The organism is Cupriavidus sp. PB-02 (assembly GCF_058252315.1).
Map to the genome: position 1 here is coordinate 4,007,187 of NZ_CM177694.1, position 26,188 is coordinate 4,033,374.

At 65.7% G+C, this 26,188-nt stretch carries 23 protein-coding genes; 6 read left to right on the forward strand and 17 right to left on the reverse strand.

What is annotated here, in order from left to right; translation table 11 throughout:
- Positions 1-266: 266 nt before the first annotated feature.
- The 5 genes from AC10V3_RS18800 to pilM are packed head-to-tail and all read right to left on the reverse strand — an operon-like array spanning position 267 to position 5,369.
- Positions 267-2,387, reverse strand: a complete 2,121-nt coding sequence (locus AC10V3_RS18800; RefSeq protein ID WP_022536833.1) for a type IV pilus secretin PilQ — start codon at positions 2,385-2,387, stop codon at positions 267-269.
- Positions 2,384-2,935, reverse strand: a complete 552-nt coding sequence (locus AC10V3_RS18805) for a pilus assembly protein PilP (RefSeq protein ID WP_022536834.1) — start codon at positions 2,933-2,935, stop codon at positions 2,384-2,386. The genes AC10V3_RS18800 and AC10V3_RS18805 overlap by 4 nt, the downstream gene beginning before the upstream one ends.
- On the reverse strand, positions 2,932-3,603 hold the full coding sequence (locus tag AC10V3_RS18810; protein WP_022536835.1) for a type IV pilus inner membrane component PilO: 672 nt from the start codon (positions 3,601-3,603) through the stop codon (positions 2,932-2,934). Before AC10V3_RS18810 ends, AC10V3_RS18805 begins: the two co-directional genes overlap by 4 nt.
- 2 nt (positions 3,604-3,605) lie before the next feature.
- Positions 3,606-4,280: a PilN domain-containing protein gene (locus tag AC10V3_RS18815; RefSeq protein WP_022536836.1), complete on the reverse strand. Its 675-nt coding sequence runs from the start codon at positions 4,278-4,280 to the stop codon at positions 3,606-3,608.
- A gap of 18 nt (positions 4,281-4,298) precedes the next feature.
- Positions 4,299-5,369: a type IV pilus assembly protein PilM gene (gene pilM, locus AC10V3_RS18820; RefSeq protein WP_349605161.1), complete on the reverse strand. Its 1,071-nt coding sequence runs from the start codon at positions 5,367-5,369 to the stop codon at positions 4,299-4,301.
- A gap of 379 nt (positions 5,370-5,748) precedes the next feature.
- Here pilM and AC10V3_RS18825 point away from each other — a divergent pair, with 379 nt between their 5' ends.
- Both AC10V3_RS18825 and AC10V3_RS18830 read left to right on the forward strand, forming a co-directional pair.
- The gene (locus AC10V3_RS18825; RefSeq protein WP_022536838.1) at positions 5,749-8,124 is read left to right on the forward strand and encodes a penicillin-binding protein 1A; all 2,376 of its coding nucleotides are present in this window, start codon (positions 5,749-5,751) and stop codon (positions 8,122-8,124) included.
- Between the two features lie 614 nt (positions 8,125-8,738).
- A protein-coding gene (locus AC10V3_RS18830; protein WP_414225148.1) for an IS3 family transposase occupies positions 8,739-9,955 on the forward strand; the annotation gives its coding sequence in 2 pieces (ribosomal slippage) (positions 8,739-8,988 and positions 8,988-9,955; 1,218 coding nt in all).
- On the opposite strand, the gene AC10V3_RS18835 is transcribed toward AC10V3_RS18830, so the two are convergent.
- The 4 genes from AC10V3_RS18835 to cyaY form a co-directional block, all read right to left on the reverse strand.
- A complete protein-coding gene (locus tag AC10V3_RS18835) occupies positions 9,929-10,357 on the reverse strand; it encodes a hypothetical protein (RefSeq protein WP_490922729.1) in 429 nt (142 codons plus the stop codon). The genes AC10V3_RS18830 and AC10V3_RS18835 overlap by 27 nt on opposite strands.
- A 109-nt stretch (positions 10,358-10,466) precedes the next feature.
- Positions 10,467-12,125 carry an IS1634 family transposase gene (locus tag AC10V3_RS18840; protein ID WP_490922730.1) on the reverse strand — a complete coding sequence of 553 codons (1,659 nt, stop codon included), beginning with the start codon at positions 12,123-12,125 and terminating at the stop codon, positions 10,467-10,469.
- A 91-nt stretch (positions 12,126-12,216) separates the two neighbouring features.
- Positions 12,217-13,053 (reverse strand): hypothetical protein, encoded by an 837-nt coding sequence (locus AC10V3_RS18845; protein ID WP_490922731.1) that lies wholly within the window; start codon positions 13,051-13,053, stop codon positions 12,217-12,219.
- A gap of 371 nt (positions 13,054-13,424) precedes the next feature.
- A complete protein-coding gene (gene cyaY / locus AC10V3_RS18850) occupies positions 13,425-13,760 on the reverse strand; it encodes an iron donor protein CyaY (protein WP_022536840.1) in 336 nt (111 codons plus the stop codon).
- A gap of 159 nt (positions 13,761-13,919) precedes the next feature.
- Between cyaY and AC10V3_RS18855 the strand changes: the two genes are divergently transcribed.
- The gene (locus AC10V3_RS18855; protein WP_374063628.1) at positions 13,920-14,147 is read left to right on the forward strand and encodes a hypothetical protein; all 228 of its coding nucleotides are present in this window, start codon (positions 13,920-13,922) and stop codon (positions 14,145-14,147) included.
- A 2-nt stretch (positions 14,148-14,149) separates the two neighbouring features.
- Positions 14,150-15,409 carry a diaminopimelate decarboxylase gene (gene lysA / locus AC10V3_RS18860; protein ID WP_022536842.1) on the forward strand — a complete coding sequence of 420 codons (1,260 nt, stop codon included), beginning with the start codon at positions 14,150-14,152 and terminating at the stop codon, positions 15,407-15,409.
- Positions 15,410-15,427: 18 nt separating this feature from the next.
- Here lysA and msrQ read toward each other — a convergent pair whose 3' ends face one another.
- The 8 genes from msrQ to AC10V3_RS18900 form a co-directional block, all read right to left on the reverse strand.
- Positions 15,428-16,123: a protein-methionine-sulfoxide reductase heme-binding subunit MsrQ gene (gene msrQ, locus AC10V3_RS18865; RefSeq protein ID WP_022536843.1), complete on the reverse strand. Its 696-nt coding sequence runs from the start codon at positions 16,121-16,123 to the stop codon at positions 15,428-15,430.
- 13 nt (positions 16,124-16,136) lie between these two features.
- Positions 16,137-17,141, reverse strand: coding sequence for a protein-methionine-sulfoxide reductase catalytic subunit MsrP (gene msrP / locus AC10V3_RS18870; RefSeq protein WP_022536844.1), 1,005 nt, complete (start codon positions 17,139-17,141; stop codon positions 16,137-16,139).
- Between the two features lie 157 nt (positions 17,142-17,298).
- Complete coding sequence (locus tag AC10V3_RS18875) at positions 17,299-18,141, reverse strand: anti-sigma factor family protein (RefSeq protein ID WP_041681167.1); 843 nt, start codon at positions 18,139-18,141, stop codon at positions 17,299-17,301.
- Positions 18,138-18,689, reverse strand: coding sequence for an RNA polymerase sigma factor (locus tag AC10V3_RS18880; RefSeq protein ID WP_022536846.1), 552 nt, complete (start codon positions 18,687-18,689; stop codon positions 18,138-18,140). Before AC10V3_RS18880 ends, AC10V3_RS18875 begins: the two co-directional genes overlap by 4 nt.
- Before the next feature lie 30 nt (positions 18,690-18,719).
- Positions 18,720-19,160, reverse strand: a complete 441-nt coding sequence (locus tag AC10V3_RS18885; RefSeq protein ID WP_022536847.1) for a COG4315 family predicted lipoprotein — start codon at positions 19,158-19,160, stop codon at positions 18,720-18,722.
- A 150-nt stretch (positions 19,161-19,310) separates the two neighbouring features.
- Positions 19,311-20,498 carry a c-type cytochrome biogenesis protein CcsB gene (ccsB, locus tag AC10V3_RS18890; RefSeq protein ID WP_022536848.1) on the reverse strand — a complete coding sequence of 396 codons (1,188 nt, stop codon included), beginning with the start codon at positions 20,496-20,498 and terminating at the stop codon, positions 19,311-19,313.
- A 26-nt stretch (positions 20,499-20,524) separates the two neighbouring features.
- Positions 20,525-22,756, reverse strand: a complete 2,232-nt coding sequence (locus tag AC10V3_RS18895; RefSeq protein ID WP_022536849.1) for a cytochrome c biogenesis protein ResB — start codon at positions 22,754-22,756, stop codon at positions 20,525-20,527.
- Positions 22,757-22,928: 172 nt separating this feature from the next.
- Positions 22,929-23,588, reverse strand: coding sequence for a c-type cytochrome (locus tag AC10V3_RS18900; RefSeq protein WP_022536850.1), 660 nt, complete (start codon positions 23,586-23,588; stop codon positions 22,929-22,931).
- Positions 23,589-24,110: 522 nt separating this feature from the next.
- On the opposite strand from AC10V3_RS18900, the gene yihA reads away from it, so the two are divergent.
- Positions 24,111-24,860, forward strand: a complete 750-nt coding sequence (yihA, locus tag AC10V3_RS18905) for a ribosome biogenesis GTP-binding protein YihA/YsxC (RefSeq protein WP_022536851.1) — start codon at positions 24,111-24,113, stop codon at positions 24,858-24,860.
- A gap of 330 nt (positions 24,861-25,190) precedes the next feature.
- On the forward strand, positions 25,191-26,183 hold the full coding sequence (gene hemB, locus AC10V3_RS18910) for a porphobilinogen synthase (protein WP_022536852.1): 993 nt from the start codon (positions 25,191-25,193) through the stop codon (positions 26,181-26,183).
- The last annotated feature ends 5 nt before the right edge of the window (positions 26,184-26,188 follow it).

Here is a 26,188-nt window from a genome sequence, read left to right on the forward strand (position 1 = left end):
GCTGAGGCTGTCACTGGACTGTCGTTCGGGAGCGCGGCATGCGGGCCGTCCTCCCCGGTTGGGAACTGCATCATCTTCTTATGTTGTGGCGCGCCCGGCAAGTGGCGGATGCAGCATGGGCCACATGCCGGGATCCGACCCGTCCTCCCAGGGCCGTCTCCTCGCCCGGACGGCCGCGGTGCGCAAAAAAAAATGGCCGCATCGGTCGATGCGGCCTGTCAGTCTACTGTATCCCGCCCGATGCGCGGACCACCGCCGGCTTCCGCCTACCTCAGCGACACGCTGTCGTTCAGGATCCGCGGCGTCAGGAACACCAGCAGCTCGGTGCGGTTGCGCACCTTGGCGTTGCTCTTGAACAGGTAGCCCAGCACCGGGATATCGCCCAGCAGCGGCACCTTGTCGGTGTCGTTGGACTCCGTCTGGGTGTAGATGCCGCCGATCACCACCGTGCCGCCGTTCTCCACCAGCACCTGGGTCTGCACGTGCTTGGTGTCGATGGCAAAGCCCGAGGTGGTCTGGATGCCCACGCTGTCCTTGTTCACGTCCACGTCCAGCAGGACATTGCCTTCGGGCGTGATCTGCGGCGTCACCTCCAGCTTCAGGTTGGCCTTGCGGAACTGCACCGAGGTAGCACCGCTGGAGGTCGCCGCCTGGTACGGCAGCTCGGTACCCTGCTCGATCAGCGCCTTGATGTTGTTGGCCGTGACCACGCGCGGGCTGGAGATGATCTTGCCCTTGCCGTCCGCTTCCAGCGCCGACAACTCCAGTGCCAGGAATTTGGTGGCGGCGCTGTTGAACAGGCTGACCGCGACATTGGCGGGGTTGGTGCCGTTGATGGCGCCGGCCGGCAGGCTCAGGAACGGGCCGTTGTCGGAAGTCGCCCCGGGCAGCACGTTGTTGTACGTGTTGCCGACGCGGGCGTTGTTGTACTGCCCGGCAAAGCCCAGCTTCACACCCAGGTTGCGGCTGAAGGAATCGGTGGCCTCGACGATGCGCGCCTCGATGATCACCTGGCGCACCGGGATATCGATCTTGCCGACAAAGCTCTGCACCTCTTCCAGCTTGCTGGCGATATCCGACACGAACAACTGGTTGGTACGCGCATCGGCCGTCAGCGAACCGCGCTTGGACAGCATGCGCGCACTGGCGCCCGCCGCTCCCGCCGCACCGACCGCGGGCACGGCACTGCCGCCGCCGCCGGCGTTCATGCCCAGCAGCATCCGGCGCACGTCCTCGGCGCGCTGGTAGTTGAGCTGGAACACCTGGCTGCGGATCGGCTCGAGATCATTGATCTGCTGTTGCGACTCCAGTTCGAGCTTTTCCTTGGTCTGCAGCTCGGCCTTGGGCGCCACCCACAGCACATTGCCATTGCGGCGCGACGCCAGCCCCTTGGCATCCATCACGATCTGCAGCGCCTGGTCCCACGGCACGTCCTTCAGACGCAGCGTCAGGTTGCCCTGCACGCTTTCGCTGGTGATGATGTTCAGGTTGGTGAAATCGGCAAACACCTGCAGCAGCGAGCGGATGTCGATGTTCTGGAAGTTCAGCGACAGGCGCTCGCCGCGGTAGCCCGGGCCGCTGATCAGCTTGGTCGGGTCCTCCTTGACCGGACGCACTTCGACCACGAACTGGGTGTCGGTCTGGTAAGAGCTGTACTCCCAGTTGCCGTTCGGCTCGATGGTCAGGCGCGCGTTGCCGTTGGCATCGTTGGCGCGCAGGCTCTGCACCGGCGTGCCGAAGTCGCTGACGTCGTAGCGACGGCGCAGGTTGTCGGGCAGCGTGGTGCCGAGGAAGTCGACCACCACGTGCTTGCCCTGCTGCGCGATATTGATGCCCGAGTCGCGCGATGACAGGTCCACCACCACGCGCCCGGCACCGTCGGCACCGCGACGGAAGTCGATATTGCGCACCGACGGCCGCGCCGCAGCGGCCACCGGCGTCACTGTCGCGGCCGGCGCAAACGTTGGCGCGGCGCTCTTGACCGCGGGCGCCACATTATCCAGCGCCACCACGAAGTAGTTGCCGCGCACCTCGGTGCGATAGGTGGCGGTGCGCGTGAGGTCGACGATCACGCGGGTGCGGTCGCCTATCTGCACTACGTTGGCAGTCTTGACCAGCTTGCCGCCGTAGTCATACTGCGCGCGCCGGTTGGCAAAGCCGGTATCAAAGAAATCGATCGCCAGCCGTGCCGGGTTCTGCGTGGTGAAGTCCACCGGCTTCTGCGCCGGCGGCCGTTCGAGCTCGATCGTCAACACGGTCTGCTCGCCGACCACGCTGGCGTCCACCGACTTGACCCGGTTGCTTTGTGCCAGCGCGGCCGGAGCGGCCAGCACCAGCGTCGTCATCACGGCGCCCGCGAGCGCACGGTACCAGCGCGCGAGGGTCATGCCGCCACCTCCAGCTTCAGGCTGGTCATTTTCTCTTTCCACTCTGATACCCCCTCCCGGACCAATTCACGCAACACGATCTCCTGATCGGTGATGCGGACCACCCGGCCATAGCTCTGGCCGAGATACTGACCCACCTTGATGTGGTGGATCTTGTTATCAACTCTTACGATGCCGAAGGTTTCCCCGTTCTTCTTCATCATCCCGAGCATCTTGAAGTTCTCGAGCGGGTAGTCTTCCAGCGGCTCGCGGCGCCGCCCGGCCTCGGGCGAATCCGGCAGCGTCTTGTTCAGCTCGCCGATCTTGGCCTGCGCGAACGGCTCGGGCGCGTTGGCCACGGCGTACTCGCGCGGCACGTAGGGGCGGGCCTCCGGCAGCGGCTCAGGCGGTTTGGCGCGGGCGTTGCGGGTGGCGTCCATCCACTGTCGCAGCGCGGCTTCGTCGCTGGCGCCGCAGGCGCCCAGCAGGCCGACCGCGAGCGCTGCAACCGCGACCGTACGCGGCGCTGCGGCCCATGCCAGGCTACGGATACGGACGGTGCGGCTCATTTGGCACCTCCCTGCTTGGCGGCGGCGGCGGCCGCGGCGGCCTTGCGCTGCGCGGCCTGTTCTTCGGGATCGAGCGCGCGGTAGGCCATCGCCACTGCCTCCATCGATAGCCCGCCGTCCTTGGTATTGGCCAGTTGCAGGTTCTGCATCGACACGATGCGCGACAGCGCGGCCACGTCGGCATTGAACTGCGCCACCTCGTGGTAGCGGCCGGTCACGCGCAGGTTCACCGGGATCTCGGCAAAGTAAGGCTTGATCACCGCCGCCTGCGGCTTGAACAGCTCGAACTGCAGGCCGCGCGCGACGCCGGCGTGGTTGACGTCAGCCAGCAGCGCGTCCATTTCGGTCTTGTTGGGGAGCTGGCGCTCGAGCAGCGCCACGCGCTGCTCCACCTGCTTCTTCTGCTCGCGCAGCGCGTCGAGGTTGGCCACCTGCGTCACCTTGGACTGGTACGCCTGCCTGAGGCTTTCCTGCTCCTGGCGCTGGCGGTCGAGTTCGTCGAATTTGGCGCTCCAGTAGAACTGCCAGCCCAGCAGCAGCACCAGCGCCGCGGCCATTACCGCGAACAGCACGCGCGGCGCGGCCGGCCAGGTTTCCGGCTCGTTCAGGTTGAGCCCGCGGAACTGGCTGGTGAGGTCAGCCAGGTTGATTTCGGTATTGAGCGCCATGGTCAGGCCTTTCCGGCTGCGGGGGCTGCTGCGGATGCGGGTGTCGGTACGGCTGGTGCGGAAGCTGCCGGCGCGGCCTTCTTGCCGTCCGCGCCCTGCGGCGTTCCCGGCGCGCGGTAGGCAAAGCGCATCGAGAAGTCGAACAGGCGGCGCTGCTCGCGCAGGTTGTTGGTCATGGTGACCGCCTTGGACTCGACCAGCTCGGCCTTGTCCAGCCAGGCCACGCCGCTCAGGTTGCGCAGCAGTTCGGAAATGCGCTCGTTGGACTGCGCCACCCCCGCGATGGTGAAGGACTCTCCGGTCTGCTTGAGGCTGGTCAGGTAGACGCCTTCCGGCACCTGCCGCACCAGTTCCTCGAGCAGTTGCACCGGGCGGTTGCGCTCGGTCTGCAGGCTTTCCACCGCCTTCTGCCGTTGCAGCAGCGCGTCGATATCTTTCTTGAGGCTGTTGACCTCGCGGATCTGCCCGTCCAGTTTGGCGTTCTCGGCACTCAGCACCTGGTTGAGCGCGACCTCGGAATCAATGCGCCCGTCGATATAGAGCCCGCCCAGCAGCACCACCGCCGCGCCGCCGGCCGCGGCGGCGCCCAGCATCGAATAGACCTTCTTGCGGCGAGCCGCCTTGCGGGCTTCGTGGTAGGGCAGCAGGTTGACCGAAGGCAGCGTGTTCGTAGACATTCGAATGCCTCCGGTGCGTTATTGCAGGCCGCGCAATGCGAGGCCGGCACTGACGATATACGCCGGAAGGTCGCGCTGCAGGTAGCGCTCGTTGACCTTGGCGTTGGTCGCCATGTTGGCGAACGGGTTCGCCAGCGTGGTGGTGATCTTGGTCTGCTGCTGGATCGCCGCCTGCACGCCGAGCAGCGAAGCATGGCCGCCCGACAGCAGGATCTCGTCGACCCGCCCCAGGCTGGAGCTGGAGATGAAGTTGCCGATCGCGGCCTGCACTTCCATCGCCAGCGCGTCCAGCGACGGCTTGAGCAGTTGCCCGCGCCAGGCTTCAGGCAGCGTGTTCTTGCGTTTCTTGATCTCGGCCTTGAGCGCGTCGAGCGTGAACATGCGCGCGGCGCTCTGCGTGAGCTGGTCGCCGTAGCTGTTCAGCGGCTGTTCGTACAGCTCTTTCCAGCCCTGGTAGAAGATCGCCTTGGAGCGGCTGCCGCCCAGGTGGACCACCGCCACCACCGGTAGCGCGCGGGCATCGGCCTCGGACATTTCCTGCGGCACGCCCAGCATCTGCACGATCGAGCGCTGCACCGCGTATTCCTCGACGTCCATCACCTGGGGCTTGAGCCCGGCCATCTCCGCCGCGGTCACGCGCTCCTGCACGCGGTCGCTGTTGGCCGCGGTGACGCGCACGCCGATGCCGCCCTCGGTTTCGCTCGGACCGATCACGGCAAAGTCGAAGTTGACCGCCTGCGACGGCGGATAGAGCCGGTGCGCCTCGGATTCGACCTGGGAGTAAAGCTCGTCTTCGGACAGGTTGTCCGGCAGGCTGACCGTCTGCGATTCGGTCAGCATGGATGGCACGCCCAGCACCACGTCTTTCGAGCGGATGCCAGCCTTGCCGAGCGCGCGCTTGAGCGCGATCCCGACTGCCTCGATATTGATGACGTTGCCATCGGCAACGGCGTTGCGGTCCAGCAGTTCGCTGGCGCATTTTTCCAGCCGATAGTCCTGCCTGCTGCCCCCTACGGACAGCTCGACTACCTTGACACTGGACGACCCGATATCTACGCCGACCGTAGTCCGGCGCAGAAGCCCCGACAAAATGCCCCGTCGCAAGGTGACCCCCTGACATTTGAACTCGCCCCTGGCGTCAACGCTCTAATCGGGCGAGCCGTGTTTCTTGAATGAAACCTTTGCTCTTTTATGTTGGCCGATTCTCACAAAAACCAGCACCGGTGGCAATGTGCCGAACTGACCACGACTACTTTTTCAGAAGCCTCGTGCCATTTCGTTGCCAAAACCCCACGGTCGTCGGGTTCCCTTCCGCAGCCGGCTGTTGCAGGCAACTTCGGCTTGCTAGCTGGTATCCGTCGTATTACATCTTGTAACAGCGCGATAGCGGCGCCCGGGGCACTGGGCGCGCGGATGGCCCGATCCCGGAAGATATAATCCCGGGCACCCCTGACTAGGTATTTCCCTTATGGCCACCGCACAACACAAGCCGTCCCACCCTGCCCGCCGCTCGATCTGGGCGCGGCTCATGTTCGGGGCGGTCGGACTGCTTGTCGCCGGCGCCGTCGTAATCGCGCTGCTGCTTGGCTACGCGCTGCTGGTGGCCGCGCCCAACCTGCCGTCGCTGGACACCATCACCGACTACCGGCCCAAGATCCCGCTGCGCATCTACACCGCGGACAACGTGCTGATCGGGGAATTCGGAGAAGAGCGGCGCAACTTCGTGCCCATCGCCGAAATCCCGGACGTGATGAAAAAGGCGGTTCTGGCGATCGAGGACGACCGCTTCTACGAACACGGCGGCGTCGACTTCGTCGGCGTAATGCGCGCCGGGCTGGCCAATCTGCGCGGCGGGCTCTCGCAGGGCGCCTCCACCATCACCATGCAGGTGGCGCGCAACTTCTTCCTGTCCAGCGAGAAGACCTATACCCGCAAGATCTACGAGATGCTGCTGGCGTACAAGATCGAGGCCAACCTGAACAAGGACCAGATCCTCGAGCTGTACATGAACCAGATCTACCTGGGGCAGCGCGCCTACGGCTTTGACAGCGCCGCGCGCGTGTACTTCGGCAAGTCGGTGCGCGAGGTGACGCCGGCCGAGGCCGCCATGCTGGCCGGCCTGCCCAAGGCGCCGTCGGCCTACAACCCGGTGGTCAACCCGCGCCGCGCCAAGGTGCGCCAGGAATACATCCTGCAGCGCATGCGCGACCTGCGCTACATCACGCCCGAGCAGTACGACGAGGCCGTGCGCTCAGAGCTGAAGGTGCGCACCGAGGGCAACGAGTTCTCCACCCACGCCGAGTACGTCGCGGAAATCGTGCGCCAGCTGATGTACGCGCAGTACCGTGAAGAGACCTACACGCGCGGCCTGACGGTCTACACCACGCTGACCAAGCCCGACCAGGACGCCGCCTACGAGTCCGTGCGCAGCGGCATCATGAACTACGAGCGCAAGCACGGCTACCGCGGCCCCGAGGCCTTTATCGACCTGCCTTCCGATCCGGCCGAGCGCGAGCAGGCCATTGACGATGCGCTGGTCGAGCACCCGGGCAGCGGCGACCTGCGCTCGGCCGTGGTCACCAGCGTGTCGGGCAAGCAAGTGAAGGCGACGCTGCTGTCCGGCGAGGTGGCGACTATCGAAGGCTCGGCGCTGCGCTTTATCTCGCCGTCGCTGTCGGCCAACGCGCAGCCGAAGATGAAGATGCGCCCGGGCGCGATCATCCGCGTGACCCAGGATGAGAAAGGCAACTGGTCGGTCACGCAGCTGCCGGAAGTGTCCGCCGCGTTCGTGTCGATCAATCCGCAGGACGGCGAAATCCGTTCGATGGTGGGCGGCTTCGACTTCAACCGCAACAAGTTCAACCACGTGACCCAGGCCTGGCGCCAGCCGGGCTCCAGCTTCAAGCCGTTCATCTACTCGGCGGCGCTGGAAAAGGGGTTCTCGCCTGCCACGGTGATCAACGACGCGCCGCTGACGATCGGCCCTGATACCGGCGGCCAGGTGTGGGAGCCGAAGAACTATGACGGCCGCTTCGAAGGCCCGATGACCATGCGCCGCGCGCTGGCCAAGTCCAAGAACCTGGTCTCGGTGCGGATCCTGCGCGCGATCGGCACGCAGTACGCGCAGGACTACATCACGCGCTTCGGCTTCGAGGCCGACAAGCACCCCGCCTACCTGCCGATGGCGCTGGGCTCGGGCGCCGTGACGCCGCTGCAGATGGCGGGCGCGTACTCGGTGTTCGCCAACGGCGGCTACCGCGTCAACCCGTACCTGATCCAGAAGGTGGTGGACGCGCGCGGCAACGTGATCTCCGAAACCCATCCGCAGCGCGCCGGCAGCGACGCGGTGCGCGTGCTGGACGCGCGCACGGCCTTTATCGCCGACACCATGCTGCGCGACGTGGTGCGCTACGGCACCGCCAACAGCGCCAAGCAGCGCCTGGGCCGCAATGACCTGGCCGGCAAGACCGGCACCACCAACGACGCGGTCGATGCCTGGTTCGCCGGCTACACGCCGAACCTGGTGGCGATCGCCTGGATGGGCTACGACCAGCCCAAGAGCCTGGGCGTGCGCGAAACCGGTGGCGGCCTGGCGCTGCCGATCTGGGTCGGCTACATGAGCAAGGCGCTCAAGGGCGTGCCGGAATCGCCCGAGCGGCCGGCGCCGGAAGGCGTGCTGATGGTGGGCGGCGACTGGACCTTCGAGGAGAACGCCGGCGGCGCCGGGGTGGCTTCGGTGGGCCTGGGCGATCCGTGGCCGGGCAAGCCGGAGGAGTCGACCACCCCGCAGGCCGATACGGAGCAGGAGAAGCGGAAGATCCTGGAGATGTTTGGCGGGGCGTGATGGCTGCCGCCAGACAGCAGAAAGCCGGCCACGTGGCCTAGGCGGTCGCTTAAAGTGTTGATGTAATTCTCAATGGCCATCTCTGGACTAGCAGAGATGGCCATTCTCTTAGGCAAAATTTCTTCCACAAGAGAACACGGCGACAAAACGCAGTTTTCACTGCGCCGCTCGAGGTCCTAGAGGTCTCGAGCTGAAAACCACACTTCTATCCCGTTGGCAATGACGCCACATCAGGCTCGCAGACGGTCTGCGGGGAAGGGGTTTCGACCTGGCAGAGGAACCAATTGCGGAGGTTTTCACCCCATCGCTTCCGGTTCTTGCCTAGAGCCCGAGCGACATCTCTCCATTGAGCCCCTGCCAGGGCCGTCTTGCTCTGCTTCGGGGTGGCTGGCAGGTGCGAAAAGACGAGTCGCTCGTTGTGCCTCTTGACGAAGCACTGGGCACCCACTGTCTTCCAGGGGATACCGTACAAAGCTTGCCGGCCCAACCAAAGAGAGGCGGACTCATCCGCGCCGATTCGATTGGGACGGCCATATTTGGTGAAGCCTCCGACCGAACTGGAGGTGACCCGCTTTTTCGGACAGTGCCTATCTTGAGTAAACAGGAGGTGCACTATGCCGAAAACGCGCCCACCGTACAGCACTGTCTTCCGTCAGCAAATGGTTGACTTGGTCCATGCAGGTCGCCGCCCCGAAGATCTGGCCAAAGAATTCGAACCCACGGCTCAGACCATTTACAACTGGGTTGCACAGGCCGAGCGTGACGCAGGCACACGTCATGATGGCCTGACCAGTGCCGAGCACCAGGAGCTCACACGGCTACGCCGTGAGAACCGGCAGCTCAAAATGGAGAGGGAGATACTTGCAAAAGCCGCGGCTTGGTTCGCCCGGGAGACCGACTCGCTGCCCGACAAGGGTACGAATTCATGAAGGCGAACCAAGCTCGTTATCCGCTGTCCACCATGGCCCGGCTGCTTAAGGTCTCGCGCAGTGGGTTCCATGCGTGGAACGGGCGTAGCCCGAGCCCCCGTGTCGTGCGTGACAAGCTGCTGCTGGTGCAGATCCGAGCAATTCACTCGCACTCCTGCGGCACCTATGGCGTGCCCCGGGTACACGCGGCTCTGCTGCGTCAGGGCATCCGGGTGGGGCGCAAGCGCGTGGCGAGACTGATGCGTGAGGCCGGGCTGCGCGGGGCATGCCGGCCACACTTCATCTGCACGACGCACCGCGCAGCGCGGGCCAGACCCGCTGCCGATCTGGTGCAGCGGCACTTCCGTGCTGAGGCCCCCAACCAGCTTTGGGTTGCCGATGCGACGTACATTCCGACCAAGGCCGGCTTTTACTATCTGGCTGTCGTCCTCGACGTATACAGCCGACGCATCGTGGGCTGGGCCATGGACAACCACCTGCGCACCGCGCTGATGTTGCAGGCGCTGGACATGGCGCTCGCGCAGCGACATCCCACGTCGGTGATCCACCATTCGGACCAGGGGTGCCAGTACACGTCGGTGGCCTTTGGCCAACGCTGTCGGGATGCGGGCGTACGCCCCTCCATGGGTTCAGTGGGCGATGCCTACGACAACGCCATGTGTGAGGCCTTCTTTGCCACGCTCGAGTGCGAATTGCTGAACCGCTCGCACTTCGCCACCCACGACGACGCCCGACAGGCGTTGTTCACTTGGATTGAGGGCTGGTACAACTCGCACCGCTTGCACAGCGCCCTGGGCTATCGTTCCCCGCAGGAATTTGAAAAGCTGCCTGTCAATGGCATGAATCCGGCGCTACACCGGGCCTACACTGCCCCATCACAAGGAGGAAACCCATCGACATAAAATTCCAATGCGAATCTGTCCGATGAAACGGGGTAACCCCAAACTGTACGAAGGGTTCACCAAATAGAGCCGAACATGAGCTTTTTCACAGGCACGGGTCATCAGCTCTGCGAACTGTGAGCTTGCAAACGAGCTTAGCATCTCGTTGTATCGCTTGTTGACGCCGCCGGCGCGCAAGCCGGCCTTCTTCGTCGCGAAATCCAGGTTCTCGATGGCCACTGCGAGGCCTAGGCGCTTGCCCAGGCGGGCAAGCTCTGCAACGGTTGTTCCGATGACTTGCTTGCGTACAGCGTCGGAAAGGCCTTTTAGGTCCCAGCCGAGAAAGCCGCTCTGCGGATGACCCTCCCGCAACCGGTTCCCATCGGGCTTCACCACAGCCCAGGCAACGCCCCGGGCATTCAAATCCAGTCCAAGGACACCAGCCTCTCTAGTCCGAAGTTCACCAGCCGCCTGGGCGAGTTTCCCCTTTTGCGACAGGCACTTGTCGTGATTCCCGGGTTCCAGTTTCTGTCTACACGCGGATTTGCTGAAGCAATTCCAGAGCCTGCTTCTGTTTCGCGTTTGCCGTGGTGACGAGTTCGAACGTCGGCACTTCAGCGCCAGCGCTGGGTGTGCGGCAGGTGTTACGCACGATCGTGGCGAGTTCGGCCATCAAGCTCGAGAAGCTGTGCACGGGCGTGCCGTCGTCAAGTGTGTGGCGCGCCGCCTTGGCCAGCGCTGCCGCAGAGCGCACGGCAGGCGCCACCGGATCACGCGTGGCCTTGGCGGCCTGATCCGGGTCGGCGAACATCAGTTCGCGCCAAGCCTCACGCATGTGCCATTCGACGTAGTAGGCCAGCATGCACAGCAGGATATGCGCACGCACCCGATCGGCCGTGCGGTGATGGATTGGCCGCACCTTCAGGTCCACCGTTTTTAGCGAACGGAACGCGCGCTCCACGTTGGCCAGCGCCTTGTAGTTGCGCACGCACTCGGCCGAGTCCATCTGCGCCGCACTCACCGAAGTGCGGATGATGTAGAGGCCGTCGAGCGCCGCCTCGCGGGCGATGCCCTCGCTGTTGCGGCTGAACGTGAAGGCCGCGTCGTCGATACTCAGCGCAAAGTGCTTGGCCACCTTGTACTTGTCGATCACCTTGCCCACGCGCAGGCCGATCTGATCGCGCCCGGCAAGCTTGCCCGCCTGCACGCGGGCAACGATCGGCTGCAGGCACGCCTCGGTGGCCGCCAGCAACTCTTCTCGCTTGTGGGCACGTAGCCTGGCCAGTTCCGGATTGCGGCACGCCACCAGCCGCTCGCCCGGATAGTCCGGTGAACTCAGCTCCAGCAGATTGCGCTCGTCGAACAGGCCAAGCTGCAGTTGCCCTTGCTCGAGCAGCGGGCGGATCGAGGCGCTCTTGAGCGCGGTGATCCAGCCCAGGTCACCGCCTTCACGCATCTGGTCGATGGCCTTGCTGGAGATCATGCCGCGATCGCCCACCATGACCAATCGGGAGAGACCAAATTCCTCTTGCAGGCGCCGCACCTCGGGCATGAAGGTCTGGCTGTCGGCCACGTTGCCCTCATGCACCGACACCGCCACTGGGCAGCCGCGCGCATCGGTGAGCAAGCCGTAGTTGACCTGTAGCAGCCCCTTCTTGCCATCGCGGCTGTAGCCAAGCTTGGCCAGCGGGCAGGTGTTGCCCTCGAAGTAGCTGGAGCTCAGGTCATACAGCACCAGGCCACCGGCGCTCAAGTGGCGCGCGGCGAGCTTCTTCTGGATTGTGCCCTGGCGCGCGAGCAGCCAGTCCATTGTCGCGTACAGGTCGTTCTCGTTGGCCTCGGTCACGCCGAAGTCCTCCGCCAGGGTGCTGGTGTGCCACCAGCGCGTGGTGGCCAGCTTCGTGTGCGGCGCCGCACGCTGCATGGCCGTGGCCACCGCCTGCACGTGGCCGTGAGCGCGCGAGCGTGTCACCTCGAACGCCTCGCCCAGCGGCACGAAGGTCTCGCCCTTGAGTGAGCGGCGGATGATCTCGATCAGTGCCTCGGGCAAGTGGGACAGGTTGCCCAGCGTCTCGTTCTTGACCACGCCGTCCTCGCGGTAACTGCGCCGCAACAGGTGGGTGCGATAGATCTGGTCCTTGTACTTGCGGGTCGTCGTAACGACGTGAGCGGTTCCGTTTCGTGCTGGCATAGCCAGAAGAATAGGAGAAAACCCGCCAATGTCAAGAATTTTTAGTGACTACAAAATGAGGGCATCGAACGCCCCCCGATGAGCCGATTCCTCAATCAGGAAAAGGGCTTCGCGACGCCGCAGCGGCGGCGTCACCATGGAACTTCGGTCTAGTGCGAGCGGTCTCTGGGTTGAAACCGGTGGGAACGTCAACGCTCGCTTGCAGATACCAAATGCGCTCGCCGGCCGGTGATAGCCTTTGCAAGAGCCGCATTGTGACAGGCCGCTTTCCAAACGCGTCAATCAGCGCTGCGCGGGCCGCGCCCCGATGCGAGGCAAAGTCGACCCCGTCAATCACAATGAATCGGCATTTCATGCGAAGGGGCATCACCTTTTGCGGCCCTCCGCTGCGAGGAATGCCCAAAGCGTCCATGCGTTCATGCGCAAGCTTGTCCGTCAACCGGACGCGCAACTGGTTGGTATCCGGCAGCCACTGTAGTTCGCTATTGCCGCTGGGCTTAGCCGTATGTCCTATCGACCAGACCTGACCGTTTCGGGCTGTGTCCCAGGCCTCGTGCCAATCCTCGACAGAGGCGAATGGAGTGGTCTCGGTGTTGTGTTCGCCGGGCCGCTGCTGAAGCAGCTTCTTCGAGCCAAAACAGAGACTGTAGCGGCCTTCATCAATAGCTTTAAGCAGCGCGGACAGCTTGCCGCGCTTGGCAGTAAGAACGCGTTCTTTTTGTGCAACCCAGTTGCGGCAAAATTCGAGTTCGGTATCGACTTCCCGTAGGCGGGCTAGCGTCGTAAGGTAGCGGTTTGAACGGGCTTTCCCCGGCTTCGGTGCTACTTTATCGCGTTGAGCGCGTAGCTTGGCTTGCCGTTTTGACAGGGCCTGAATTTTCTTGCCTTTGTCGGCTAGTGCGCATTCGTCGCTGAATGGCCAGCTCAAGCTGACCTCGTTCGTACTTTTTGAGTTCGACCAAGCCTGCATGGCGCATTTCAGCTTGCCTCAGCATGGAATCGACTTGATGCGAGGTAAAGCCTTCCCTCGTTAAGGTGGCGTAGGCGGTCGTTCGAGTGAGGTTTTGTCGATACAGAAGACTCCAAGCCTTACGCGCGCCCCACGACCAGCGTTCCGAGTTAGCCGCCAACAAGGCGGCTAACTCGGGGGTCAGATTGAGGCGGGCTTCAAAGGTGTGGAGCAAAGGCCTACCTAGAGCACTGTATGGATATACAGCACTCTATGCTTCTCTCGTTACCCCCGTCAACACTTTAAGCGACCCCCCTTGCCACGTGGTTCTTTCCATCGCGCGGTGCAGTTCAGCCCAGCTTGAGGGCCGTGCCCGCCTGCTCGCTCAGGTAGCCCGACAGCGCCGCATAGAGTTCGCCGCCATTGCGCGTATCGACCCAACGCTCGCCGTCGCGGCGGAAGTGGAAGCCGCCGGCGCGCGCTGCCACCCACAGTTCCTGCATCGGTGCCTGGCTGTTGATGATGATCTTGGTGCCGTTCTCGAACTCCAGCTCCATCACGTTGCCGGTGCGGCTGATTTCGATATCGGCGCCGGCCGCGTCGGCGGCCGCCTCGACCGCGGCTTCGATGCGGTCCAGCTCCTGCGTGGCCAGGGCCAGGAACTCGCTTTCGCTCAAGGGGGGCATGCTAAACTCCGAGACCGCCGTTGCCGCCGCTGCCCGGACCGGGCGTACGTGGCGCGAACGGCGTTTTTTGTTAAGAAGTACTTGTAGAGAATTCTGCGGATGCCTCGGCCGCTGCGTCGGGCAATCCAATGCCTTGCCAACAGCCTAAAGGACGACCCGATGCTACGTCGTGTTGCGATTGTATCGGCGTTTGCCGCCACCCTTGCGATGCCCCTTCTGGGCGGATGCGGCATCCGCGGGCCGCTGACCATGCCCAAAGTGCCACCCGAGCCGACCGCGCCGACCGCGCCCGATCCTGGCCTGGGCCGTGCGGACGCCGTGCCGGCTGCACCGGCCACGCCTGCCGCGCAGCCCGCATCGTCCCCCGCCGCCCCCACCACCCGATAACCATGACCGCATTTTTCCATCGCCAGGACGGCGCGCTTGCCGTCGAGCAGGTGCCGCTGGCGCGTATCGCCGCTGAATTCGGTACGCCCACCTACGTGTATTCGCGTGCCGCGCTGACCGCCGCCTACCAGGCCTACGCCGCCGCCTGCAAGGGCCGCAACGCGCAGGTGCAGTACGCCATGAAGGCGAACTCCAACCTGGCCGTGCTGCAGGTGTTCGCCAAGCTGGGCGCGGGCTTCGACATCGTCTCGGGCGGCGAACTCAAGCGCGTGCTGGCCGCCGGCGGCGACGCGCGCAAGGTGGTGTTCTCCGGCGTGGGCAAGAGCGCGGCGGAAATGGAGCTGGCGCTGGCGCACGACGTGCGCTGCTTCAACGTGGAGTCGATCCCCGAGCTGGACCGCCTGAATGAAGTGGCCGGCCGCGTGGGCAAGCGTGCACGCGTTTCGCTGCGCATCAACCCGGACGTCGACGCCAAGACCCATCCGTATATCTCCACCGGCCTGAAAGGCAACAAGTTCGGCATCGCCTTCGAGGACGTGCTGCCGACCTACCGCGCCGCGGCCGCGCTGCCGCACCTGGAAGTGACCGGCATCGACTGCCATATCGGCTCGCAGATCACTGAGGTCGAGCCCTACCTGGAAGCGCTGGACAAGGTGCTGGACGTGGTCGAGGCGCTCGAGCGAGAAGGCATCCGCCTGGAACACATCGACGTGGGTGGCGGCCTCGGCATCACCTATACCGACGAAACCCCGCCGGACATCACCGGCTTTGCCACTACGCTGCTGGAGCGCGTGGCCGCGCGTGGCCATGGCCACCGCGAGGTGCTGTTCGAGCCGGGCCGCTCGCTGGTAGGCAACGCCGGCGTGCTGCTGACGCAGGTGGAGTTCCTGAAGCCCGGCGCGGCCAAGAATTTCTGCATCGTCGATGCCGCCATGAACGACCTGGCGCGTCCTGCCATGTACGAGGCCTATCACCGCATCGAGCCGGTGGCGCTGCGCGACGCGCAGCCGGTGACCTACGACATCGTTGGCCCGGTGTGCGAGTCGGGCGACTGGCTCGGCCGCGACCGCGCGCTGGCGCTGGAACCGGGCGACCTGCTGGCGGTGATGTCGGCCGGCGCCTACGGCTTCACCATGAGCTCCAACTACAACACCCGTCCGCGCGCCGCCGAAGTGATGGTGGACGGTGCCAACGTGCACCTGGTACGCGAGCGCGAACTGGTCGAGGACCTGTTCCGCGACGAGCGCCTGCTGCAGGACTGATCCCCTGGCGCAGCCCGCCTACGCGGCGGGCTGCCGCGCCCCACTGGCCGGCGTGCGCGCCCGCCACCACACCCGCATCCCCAGCAGGACAAACACCACCGCGGCATAGATCGACACTTCACTGAAGTCGTTCTTGCCCGCCTTGTGCCACCAGTAGTGCAGGATCGCCAGCACGGCGATCGCATAAACCAGCCGGTGCAACGCCTGCCAGCGCTTGCCGCCCAGGCGCCGCACCATGCCGTTGGTCGAGGTCAGCGCCAGCGGGATCATCAGCACGAAGGCGCTGAAGCCCATCGTGATAAAGGGCCGCTTGTACACGTCCTTGACCATGTAGGCGAGGTCAAACCCGCGGTCCACGCCGATCCACAGCAGGAAGTGCTGCAGCCCGTAGAAGAACGCAAACAGACCCAGCATGCGCCGCAGCCTGATCAGCCAGTTCCAGCCCGTGAGCCGGCGCAGCGGCGTGATGGTCAGCGTCAGGCACAGCATAACCAGCGTCCAGGTGCCGGTCGAACGCGTGACGAATTCGAGCGGGTTGGCACCGTACTGCTCGGTGGCGCCCAGGTACAGCAGCCGCACGAACGGCAGCAGCGCCAGCAGCCAGACCGCGATCTTGACCGCACGCACGCGCTGCGGCGTAAGCGCGGCCAGGCGTGCGAGGCCGCCCGGTTTGCGTGCGGCCGCAGTGGCCGCGCCTGTGGAGAGAAGAGCCATGCGTTGCCTTGCCTCAGAAGAACTTCTTCAGGTCCATGCCCTGGTACAGCGCGGCCACTTGCTGGCCGTACCCGTTGAACGGCAGGGTCTTGCGCTTGGGCGCGAACAGCGCGCCAAAGCCGCTGCCGCGGTCCTCGCCGATGCGGCGCTCGGTGGCCTGGCTCCAGCGCGGGTGGTCCACGTCCGGGTTCACGTTCGAGTAGAAGCCATACTCCTGCGGAGCGGCCAGGTTCCAGCTGGTCGGCGGCTGCTTGTCGACAAAGCGGATCTTCACGATCGACTTGGCGCTCTTGAAGCCGTACTTCCACGGCACCACCATGCGCACCGGCGCGCCGTTCTGGTTGGGCAGCACCTCGCCGTACAGGCCGAAGGTCAGCAGCGCCAGCGGGTGCATGGCCTCGTCCATGCGCAGGCCCTCGCTGTAGGGCCAGTCGAGCACGCCGCTGCTGACGCCGGGCATCTGCTTCTTGTCGGCCAGCGTGATGAACTGCACGTACCTGGCACCGGGCAGGGGCTCGACGCGCCGGATCAGCTCGGCCAGCGGATAGCCGGTCCACGGGATCACCATCGACCAGCCCTCCACGCAACGCAGGCGATAGACGCGCTCTTCCAGCGCGGCAAGCTTCATCAGCTCGTCCAGATCATAGACCTTGGGCTTCTTCACCAGCCCCTCCACCGAGACCTGCCAGGGGCGCGGGCGCAGCGTGCCGGCGTTGCGCGCCGGGTCGGACTTGTCGGTGCCGAACTCGTAGAAGTTGTTGTAGGTGGTCACGTCCTCGTAAGGCGTGCGCTTTTCCGTGATGACGTAGGTGTTGTTAGCGGTAGCGGGCAGCTTGGGGCCGTGGCGCCCGGCCTGCGCGTGCGCTTCGCGCATCAGCCAGGGCGCCAGTGCCGAGCCGGCGGCCCCGGCCGCGGCCAGGCCGAGCAGGCGGCGGCGCGAGGCAAAGACATCGCGGGGCGTGATCTCGCTGCCGGCAATATCTTCGCCACGCAGCCACTTGGGGGACGGAATCAGCATGTTGTGCCTCGTTGCGCATACGGGCGCGCGCACCATGCGCTGGCTCGTATGCAGGTTTTGACCAGCCGCGCGGGCCGATAGTGCTGGCCCGGCGCGGCTGGCCAGCGGCCTGCGTCGCTTTGTCGCACCGCGTGCGAGCGGGCTGCGGGCCGCATGGCTAGCCTCCCTGGTACTGGCGATACACCGCCTGCGCCAGCGTCAGCAGCCGTGCCCGTTCAATCGGGGCGGCCAGCGCAAAGCCCATGTCGCGGTCGATCCAGTAGAACGCCATCGGGTCGCCGCCGGAAGCCACCCGCGCGCGGCGCTCGCGCGGCATGTGCTCGACGCGGAAGCCGGTGTCGGGCGTGCCCTGCGCCATGCGCCGCAGCTGCAGCGACAGGCGCGTGCCGTCGTCCGACTCGTACATCAGGATCGCCGACGGGCCGCCCTCGGCCACGCCGAGCCGCCCGCCGATCAGGTGGAAGCCCTGCGCGCGCAGGTCTGGCACCTGCAGCGACATGCCTAGCCGCTTCGACAGCCAGGCGATCAGGTGGGCTTCGTCGTTCGCCGGCACTTCGACCGGGTGGCGCATCTCGGGCGCGTAGACCGCGTGCGTGGCCAGCGCCTCGCGCGCAAAGCGCTCGCCCGGTGCCATCGCCACCGTGCTGCCTTCAAGGCGCGCGTGCGCCATCCAGCCAAGCGCGCCGCCGACGGCCACCAGCAGCACCGAGGCGCAGGTGGCCGCGAGCGCCATCGGCCAGCGCGGCCACTGCAGGCGCATGGCCTCGCGGCGGCGGCCATCGCCATGCAGCCCGGGCGGCAGCGCCGCAAGCGGCACGGGCTCGTTCAGTACCGGGTCCAGCGCGCCGTGCAGCGCATCCGTCTGTCGGCGCCAGGCGGCCACCTGCGCCGCCGCCTCGGGGTGCTGCGCCAAGTACGCTTCCACGGCCGCGCGGCGCGCGCCGGTGAGCTGGCCGTCGGCGTAGGCGTGGAGGTCCGCTTCGTGGATGCCGGACATCATTTCACCCGCTGCAGGGAATTGCCGGAGGGGTTCACGGCGGCCGCCTGCACAGAAACGTTGGTGCCGTCGAGCAGCCGGCGCATCTGCTCGCGCGCACGCGCCAGGCGCGACATCACCGTACCCAGCGGGATGTCGAGCACGCGCGCGGCCTCGGCATAGGTCAGTTGTTCCAGGCTCACCAGCAGCAGCACCGCGCGCTGCGGCTCCGGCAGTTGCGCCAGCGCCTGGACCAGGTCGCGGCGCAGGCCGGGGTCTTCCGCAGGAGCGCTGACCTCGGGCAGGGTCTCGGTTGCCACCACCAGCTCCTTCCGGCGCAGCGTATTGAGCCGCAGCCGGTGCATCAACGTCAGCAGCCACGGCAGCAGGCCGTCGCCACCGTCGCCCCACCATGCGCCGGGGCGCAGGCGGAAGCGCCAGCGGTAGCGCAGCGCACGCTCGAGCGTGTCCTGCACCAGGTCGTCGGCCAGCGCCGCGTCGCCGGTGAGGCCGCGCGCATGGCGCCGCAGCCGCGGCGCCAGCGCGACGAGCTGGCCGTCAAATCCTTCCATGGCGTGGCTGCCGCGGCGCTCGCCTTGCCGTCAGGGCTTGGCGATATGCCAGACGTTGTTGAGGTTGTCGCCAGTCCGGTCGCCCGGCTTGGCGTCCTTGGCGAAACGGTACAGCGGCATGCCGCGGTAGGCCCACTGCTTGCTGCCGTCATCGCGCGTGATGATGGTGTACTGGCCAGTCGGGCTGGTGCCCGGCGCGGCCATCAGCGGCGGCCAGTTGGTGGCGCACGGGCCGTTGCAGGCGCTCTTGCCGCTGCCGGCGGTGTCGCGGTCGAAGGTATACAGCGTCAGGCCCTGCGGGTCGGTCAGCACGCCACTGGTCACCTTCACCGTGGGCGGCAAGTTGCCGGCGCCACCGCCACCGCCCATGCCCATGCCGGAACAGCCGGCGAGCAGGACAGCCGCACAGCCGAGCGCGAGCGCGGCGGGACGAAGGAGGGATGCTGCAGAGGTTAGACGCACACGTGCCATGATCTTGTTCTCCATGCAAATCGGTGCCGCCAGCCGGCACCGCTCCTCAAGTAAACACCCGATGTGATGCCTTTATTCCGTCACGTCACAAAAAAATTCGAAAAAAAACCTGCCCGAAGGCAGGTTTTTGCATCGCACCATGGCGCGTCATCAGAGTTCGCCGTAGCTGTGCAGCCCCGACAGGAACATATTGACGCCCAGGAACGCGAAGGTCGTCACCAGCAGGCCGACCAGCGCCCACCAGGCCGCCACCGTGCCGCGCAGGCCCTTCATCAGCCGCATATGCAGCCACGCCGCGTAGTTCAGCCACACGATCAGCGCCCAGGTTTCCTTGGGATCCCAACTCCAGTACCCACCCCAAGCCTCGGCCGCCCACAGCGCGCCCAGGATCGTGGCGATCGTGAAGAAGGCGAAGCCGACCGCGATGGCCTTGTACATCACGTCGTCGAGCAGCTCCAGCGACGGCAGCCGCTCGGCCAGGATGCCACGCTGCTTGAGCAGGTAAGCGACAGATACCATCGCCGCCAGTGCGAAGGTGCCGTAGCCGATAAAGTTTGCCGGCACATGGATCTTCATCCACCAGCTCTGCAGCGCCGGCACCAGCGGCTGGATCTCCTGCGCATTGCGGCTGACCGTGTACCACAGCAGGAAGCCCACCGCGGCCGACACCACCAGCATCACGAACGGGCCCAGCGCGCGCGTGGCGTAGTGGCCTTCGTAGTAGAGGTAGAACAGCGAAGTAATCAGCGTGAACAGCACGAACACTTCATACAGGTTGGAGACGGGGATATGGCCGATGTCGGTGCCGATCAGGTACGACTCAAACCAGCGCACCAGCATGCCGGTGAAGCCCAGCACGATCGCGCCCCAGCACAGCTTGCTGCCGATGCTGTAGCCGGTGTCCGAGCGCGTGGCCAGCCCGACCCAGTAGAACAGCGTGGACAGGAACACCAGCGCGCTCATCCACAGGATGGCCGACTGGCTCGACAGGAAGTACTTGAGGAAGAAGGCCTGGTCCGCGCGCGCGAGCTGCCCCTGGTAGAGCTGGATCGCAAACAGCGACAGCACCGCCAGCACCAGCATCAGCGGGCGCACCGGCTTCCAGTGCCAGCCAAGCAGCGCAAAGGTCGGCACGGCGCCGATCAGCACCGCCTTATCGTAGCCGTCCATCCACTTCCCGTATTGCGACAGCGCCACGCCGGCGCCGGCGGCCAGCGCCAAGGCGAAGAGCCAGTCCACCCAGCTGAGGCGGCGCAGGAAGGAAGGTTCGAGATAGGCCTCGTCGGCGGCCCCGGTTTCGGCGCGCGTGGTGTTGGCCTGGTTCACATTTGAAGACATAGCGTACCTGCTCGTTACTTCGCTGGTTACTTGCGCGGGTCAGGCGCGTGGGGCGGCGCGGCGGTGGCCGGTGCGCCGTGCGCGGACGAATCCGGCGCATCGCCGCTGCCACCCGAGGCGCGGCCGATATCGTCCCGCAGTGCGGTGAATTCCTTCTCGAAATCCATGGTGCGCCGCTGGGTCGACATTGCCATCAGCACGTGGCTGCCCGGCTCCGTGACGTCGCCTTCGGCGGGCTTGTCCTTGATCCAGACCCAGACGCGGCGCTCGCGGATATAGAACATCGCGAACACGCCCAGCACCAGCAGCAAGCACCCAAGATACACGATGTTCTTGCCCGGCGCACGGGTCATCTGGAACACGCTGGCCTTGATCTCCTTGAAGTCATCAAGCTGCAGGAACACCGGCGCGCCGTAGAAGAAACTGTCCGACAGCGCGTTGATCGCCTGCTGCAGGAAGGTGCCGCTCTGTGCGCTGTTGGCCACCACCGGCACCTTGTCCTGCGCGCGCGCCAGCTGCCACAGCTCCCACATCGAGCCGTTCAGGATCTTCAGCAGCACGTCGGCCGCTTTCTGCTGCTCAGCCGGCGGCACGGACTTTTCCAGGAACGCGGCGATCGCGGTGAAGCCGCCCGGCGGCGAGTCAGGCGTGGGCCGCACGGCGCCGGCGAACAGGTCGAGCGCGCGCAGCGCGCTTTCGGCCAGTTGGCGGCGCAGGTCGGCTTTGTCGTCGCCAGGCATCGACGCCAGCGCGAAGCGGCGCGCCGCCTCGCCGCGCAGGCCGCGGTCCTGCAGCGCGGCGCGCAGCCGCATCCAGTCGGCCACGCTGCCCTGGTCGTCGGCCGGGATGCGCAGGTAGCGGAACTGTTCGCTGGGCGATTCACGCATGCCGGCCAGGAACACCGACTGGCCGTCCATCTGCACCGGCACCATGTAGTTGTTGAATTCGCGCGCCTGGCCGTTGCGGTCGCGCAGCTTGTATTGCACCGAAGGACCGACGTTGCGCAGCGTCTTGGCGCGGTCGGTGCTGGCGGCGGCGCCGAGGTGTTTTTCCAGCGTGTCGTTGAACGACTTGCGTGCCACCCCGCGCGCATCGGGCTTGCCCGAGGCATCGGTGACGTTCTCGATATTCATCAGCCGGAAATCGCTGAACTCGACCGTCATGCCTTCGCTGTCCGCGCTGGTGCCCGTGCCCGCCAGCGGCTTGTTGCCGCCCACCGCGCCGTCGATGGCGAAGGTGGCGTGGCCGCTCCCCTGCATCGGGTAGCCGACGAACTTAAGGCGCGAGCCGCCGTCCTCGAAACTGGACTGGTAGATGGCGATGCCGTCGACGATCAGCGGCTCGTTGACCTTGATGGTGGCCTCGGTCTGCTTGCCGGTGGCGCGGTCGGTCACGATCACGTCCGAGGCGAACAGCTTGGGCATGCCGGTCTCGTAGAAGTCGATCTTGAACTTCTTGAGCGTGAGGGCAAACGGCAGGTCCTGCACCAGCGCGCCGTCCGAGATATTCAGGATGGCGGTGGACACGGTGGCGCCCTCGGGCACGAAGGCGTTGCCGCGAAAACCCGGGTTGCTGGCCGGCAGCCGGTGCTGAGGCGGGATCTCGCTGATTACGGCGTTGCCCCTGATCGTCGTCTTGCCGCCGAACCACATCTGCGCGCGGATCAGCATGTCGCCGTCCAGCAGGCCGCCGATGCAGATCACCACGATGGCCGTGTGCGCCAGGATATAGCCGGCCTTGTTGGCGGCGCCGGCCTTGGCAGCCAGCAGCGTGGCGCCGTCATGCTCGACCGCCTTGAGGCGGTAGCCGCGGTTGCGCAGCAGCGCCGACAGCCGGGTCACCGCCTCGGCGCGCGGGCGCGCGCCGTCGAACTCGCCGCGGTGATGGAAGGCGCGCAGGCTGCGCTCGCGCACATGGTCCTTCCAGGAACGCATGTCGGCCACCATCTTGGGCGCGTTTCGCACCAGGCAGAGCGAGGTCGATGTCACCAGGAAGGCCAGGATCAGCAGGAACCACCAGGAGCCATAGACCTTCTGCAGCGACAGCGCGTGGAAAATATCGGCCCAGAACGGCCCGAACTGGTTGACGTAGTTGGAATACGGCTCGTTCTGCTTGAGCACGGTGCCGACCACGCTGGCGATGGCGATCACGGTCAGCAGCGCGATCGCGAAGCGCATCGAGGACAACAATTCGACCGCGTCGCGCAGCACGCGGTGAGAGGTCTTCAGGTGCAGCCCTGAAGTGGAGGCGGTCGACATGTGAAGGGAAACCTAAAACAAGCCTGCAGCTATGAAATAAAAAAGGGCGGACATGCTTGAACAAGCAGGCCACCCTTTTCGATTGTGACGGTCGCGTTCGGTTGCATGCCGGGGCATGCCAACCAGGGCGCCGGCGCCTGGCGGCGCCAGCGGGAGTCGTCAGCCGTAGTCCTTAGCGGACCCCGGCGACGTAGTCCGCCACCGCCTTGATCTCGGCATCCGACATCTTGGCGGCGATAGTCGTCATGACCGGGTTGTTCTTGCGGGTGCCCTGGCGGAACGCCACCAGTTGTGCCTCGGTATATTCCGACCACTGGCCGGCGATACGCGGGTACTGGGCCGGGATGCCGGCGCCGGTGGGGCCGTGGCAGGCAGCACAGGCGGGCACGCCCTTGGCCGCGATGCCGCCACGGTAGATCTTCTGGCCGGCTTCGATGGTGTCCTTGTTCTTGGCAGTGGCCGGCTTGAGCGACTGCTTGGCCAGGTAGGCGCCGATGTTCCGCATTTCCTCGTCGGACAGAACGGACGCCATCGGCACCATGATCGCGTTGTTGCGCGCCTTGGACTTGAAGTCAGCCAACTGCTTGTGGACGTACTCAGGATGCTGGGCGGCCAGCTTGGGGTTGGCAGCGGCAGCGCTGTTGCCGGCGGCGCCGTGGCAGCTCAGGCAGGCGGGCACATTGCGATCAGGGGCACCTTGCGTGTACAGCGTTTCACCCTTGGCTGGGTCAGCCTTCGCGGCGGCCTGCTCGGCGGCAGATGCCAGTCCGGAAAGGGCGGCGGCAGGAACGGCCAGAGCCAGGACACCCAGAATCTTCGCAATGCGGTTCATTCGCACACCTTCTCTGAATTGTTTTGGATACCGTAATGCGTGCCGGCCGGCGTTCTGCTGGCGGTGAGGACGCGCCGGTGCAGAAGCCTGACATCGTGGCGTGGCGCGCGGCTGGCCTGTCCCCCGACCGATCCGCGACGTCACCGCCGGCGGCAGACCCCGCCGCCCGGCCCCGCACCGGATCCGCTGCGGCAACGCCGCTACGCGCAATACGGAAACAAGGCACTACCCACGATGGAACGACACACTAGGCTTCCCGCCCGGACAACGGCAGCCGAGGCACGCAGCCAGGGATGCCACGCGTCACCCGCTCAGGAGACCGTAAACCGGCGTATTGTACAATAAGATATGTGCCGGATTGATGCCTTGCGCCCCGCTGAGCCCCGATGAACTTCCTCCGGGCTGCGCCAGATCAACCCCCGGACGGCGGCCATGGCCGTCTGCCATCCCACCCTGGCGGGACCCCGGCCACCGCACGCGCCATGCGCGCCGCCGCGGCGCCCCGCCCCACCGCTCGAGCGCATGTCCCTCCTTCACCAGGCCCGCTTTTTCATCACCGTCAATCACCTGCGCGACCTGCCTGCCACGGCCGTGCCGGAGGTGGCGTTCGCCGGCCGCTCCAACGCCGGCAAGTCCACTGCCATCAACATCCTGTGCAATCAGAAAAGGCTGGCGTTCTCGTCGCGCACGCCCGGGCGCACGCAGCACATCAACTACTTTTCGGTGGCGCCGGTGAAGGCGCCCGATCCGCTCGCCTTCCTGGTTGACCTGCCCGGCTACGGCTATGCGGAAGTGTCAGGCTCGGCCAAGTACCACTGGCAGGGCCTGCTGAGCGACTACGTGCAGAGCCGGCCGCAGTTGTCGGGCCTGATCCTGATGATGGATGCGCGCCGCCCGTTCACCGATCTCGATTGCCAGATGGTGGAGTGGTTCCTGCCGACGGGACGGCCTATCCATGTGCTGCTGACCAAGGCCGACAAGCTGACCAACAGCGACAACGCCAAGGCGCTGCGCGAGACGCGCAAGATGCTGCAAGGCTATGCGGAGCAACTGGAAACGCCGGTGCCGCTGACGGCGCAGCTGTTCTCCAGCCTGAAGCGACGCGGCATCGAAGAAGCTCAGGGTGTGATCGCGGGTTGGCTGAACCTGCCGGAAGCGCAGAAGGCCGCGGAGAAGGGAGCGGAGAAAGGCGCGCAGAAGGCTGCACAGCAGGGCGAAGCTTCCGCACCATCCGAAAAGCCCGAGCCGCCCGCCGCTGATCCCGCGGCGTGAGCGCGACGCGCGCTCGGCCATGTTGCGGCGAGCGCGCAAAAAAAAGCCCCGTTGCAAGCAACGGGGACGAACTTTCCCGCCGCGTGGGCGGGACCCGCTCAGGGAGGAGTAGCGGGGGACACCGCGCCACGCAGGGCGCAACGCAAAGTGTCCGCGAGTATGATAGCGAGCACGTTCAAAAGTTTAGTTTTTCTTCAGCCGGCATCTTTGCGCCGCGCGCGCAGTGCCTGCCGGCTCGCAATCGGGACCCATCGGGATGCAGTAACGCTCTTTCGGGCGACAAGCATTCCGGCCCGTCTTCTTGTCCAGCTCTTCGCCAACAAGCCTGCCATGTCCACCTTCCCCGAGTACCGCCCCCGCCGCATGCGCCGCGACGATTTCTCCCGCCGCATGATGCGCGAGCATCGCCTGTCACCGGACAACCTGATCTACCCGGTGTTTATCCTCGACGGCGAGAACCAGCGCCAGTCGGTGGCGTCAATGCCGGGCGTCGAGCGCGTATCCGTCGATTTGCTGATGCCGGTGGCGGAAGACTGCGTGAAGCTCGGCATCCCCGTGATCGCGCTGTTCCCCGTGATCGACCCGTCGCTGAAGACGCCGGACGGCATCGAGGCGACCAATCCCGAAGGGCTGGTGCCGCGCGCCGTGCGCGCGCTGAAGGACCGCTTCCCTGAACTCGGCGTGCTGTGCGACGTGGCGCTCGACCCGTACACCAGCCACGGTCAGGATGGCGTGCTGGACGACAACGGTTACGTCATCAACGACGTGACAGTCGAGATCCTGGTGCGCCAGGCGCTCTCCCAGGCCGACGCCGGCGTGGATATCGTGGCGCCGTCGGACATGATGGACGGCCGCATCGGCGCGGTGCGCACGGCGCTGGAAGACAACGGCCACATCCATACGCGCATCATGGCGTACTCGGCCAAGTACGCATCGGCGTTCTACGGTCCCTTCCGCGACGCGGTGGGCTCGGCCGCCAGCCTGGGCAAGGGCAACAAGATGACCTACCAGATGGACCCGGCCAACACCGACGAGGCCCTGCGCGAAGTGGCGCAGGACATCCTGGAAGGCGCCGACATGGTGATGGTCAAGCCTGGCATGCCATACCTGGATATCGTGCGCCGCGTGAAGGACGAGTTCCGCTTCCCAACCTACGTGTATCAGGTGAGCGGCGAGTACGCGATGCTGAAAGCCGCCGCGCAGAACGGCTGGCTCGACCACGACAAGGTCATGATGGAATCGCTGCTGGCCTTCCGCCGTGCCGGTGCCGACGGCATCCTGACCTATTTCGCGCGCGACGCCGCGCGCCTGCTGACGGCCTGATCTCG

Excerpts from the sequence above, each read along its gene's own strand:
- AC10V3_RS18855 (WP_374063628.1), top strand. The coding sequence starts at position 13,920 with ATGCTACGTCGTGTTGCGATTGTATCGGCGTTTGCCGCCACCCTTGCG.
- yihA (WP_022536851.1), top strand. The coding sequence starts at position 24,111 with ATGTCCCTCCTTCACCAGGCCCGCTTTTTCATCACCGTCAATCACCTG.
- AC10V3_RS18805 (WP_022536834.1), bottom strand. The coding sequence starts at position 2,935 with ATGAGCCGCACCGTCCGTATCCGTAGCCTGGCATGGGCCGCAGCGCCG.
- AC10V3_RS18900 (WP_022536850.1), bottom strand. The coding sequence starts at position 23,588 with ATGAACCGCATTGCGAAGATTCTGGGTGTCCTGGCTCTGGCCGTTCCT.
- hemB (WP_022536852.1), top strand. The coding sequence starts at position 25,191 with ATGTCCACCTTCCCCGAGTACCGCCCCCGCCGCATGCGCCGCGACGAT.
- ccsB (WP_022536848.1), bottom strand. The coding sequence starts at position 20,498 with ATGTCTTCAAATGTGAACCAGGCCAACACCACGCGCGCCGAAACCGGG.
- AC10V3_RS18815 (WP_022536836.1), bottom strand. The coding sequence starts at position 4,280 with ATGTCTACGAACACGCTGCCTTCGGTCAACCTGCTGCCCTACCACGAA.
- msrP (WP_022536844.1), bottom strand. The coding sequence starts at position 17,141 with ATGCTGATTCCGTCCCCCAAGTGGCTGCGTGGCGAAGATATTGCCGGC.
- AC10V3_RS18840 (WP_490922730.1), bottom strand. The coding sequence starts at position 12,125 with ATGCCAGCACGAAACGGAACCGCTCACGTCGTTACGACGACCCGCAAG.
- AC10V3_RS18875 (WP_041681167.1), bottom strand. The coding sequence starts at position 18,141 with ATGATGTCCGGCATCCACGAAGCGGACCTCCACGCCTACGCCGACGGC.
- cyaY (WP_022536840.1), bottom strand. The coding sequence starts at position 13,760 with ATGCCCCCCTTGAGCGAAAGCGAGTTCCTGGCCCTGGCCACGCAGGAG.
- AC10V3_RS18825 (WP_022536838.1), top strand. The coding sequence starts at position 5,749 with ATGGCCACCGCACAACACAAGCCGTCCCACCCTGCCCGCCGCTCGATC.
- AC10V3_RS18800 (WP_022536833.1), bottom strand. The coding sequence starts at position 2,387 with ATGACCCTCGCGCGCTGGTACCGTGCGCTCGCGGGCGCCGTGATGACG.
- lysA (WP_022536842.1), top strand. The coding sequence starts at position 14,150 with ATGACCGCATTTTTCCATCGCCAGGACGGCGCGCTTGCCGTCGAGCAG.
- AC10V3_RS18810 (WP_022536835.1), bottom strand. The coding sequence starts at position 3,603 with ATGGCGCTCAATACCGAAATCAACCTGGCTGACCTCACCAGCCAGTTC.
- AC10V3_RS18885 (WP_022536847.1), bottom strand. The coding sequence starts at position 19,160 with ATGGCACGTGTGCGTCTAACCTCTGCAGCATCCCTCCTTCGTCCCGCC.
- AC10V3_RS18895 (WP_022536849.1), bottom strand. The coding sequence starts at position 22,756 with ATGTCGACCGCCTCCACTTCAGGGCTGCACCTGAAGACCTCTCACCGC.
- msrQ (WP_022536843.1), bottom strand. The coding sequence starts at position 16,123 with ATGGCTCTTCTCTCCACAGGCGCGGCCACTGCGGCCGCACGCAAACCG.
- AC10V3_RS18880 (WP_022536846.1), bottom strand. The coding sequence starts at position 18,689 with ATGGAAGGATTTGACGGCCAGCTCGTCGCGCTGGCGCCGCGGCTGCGG.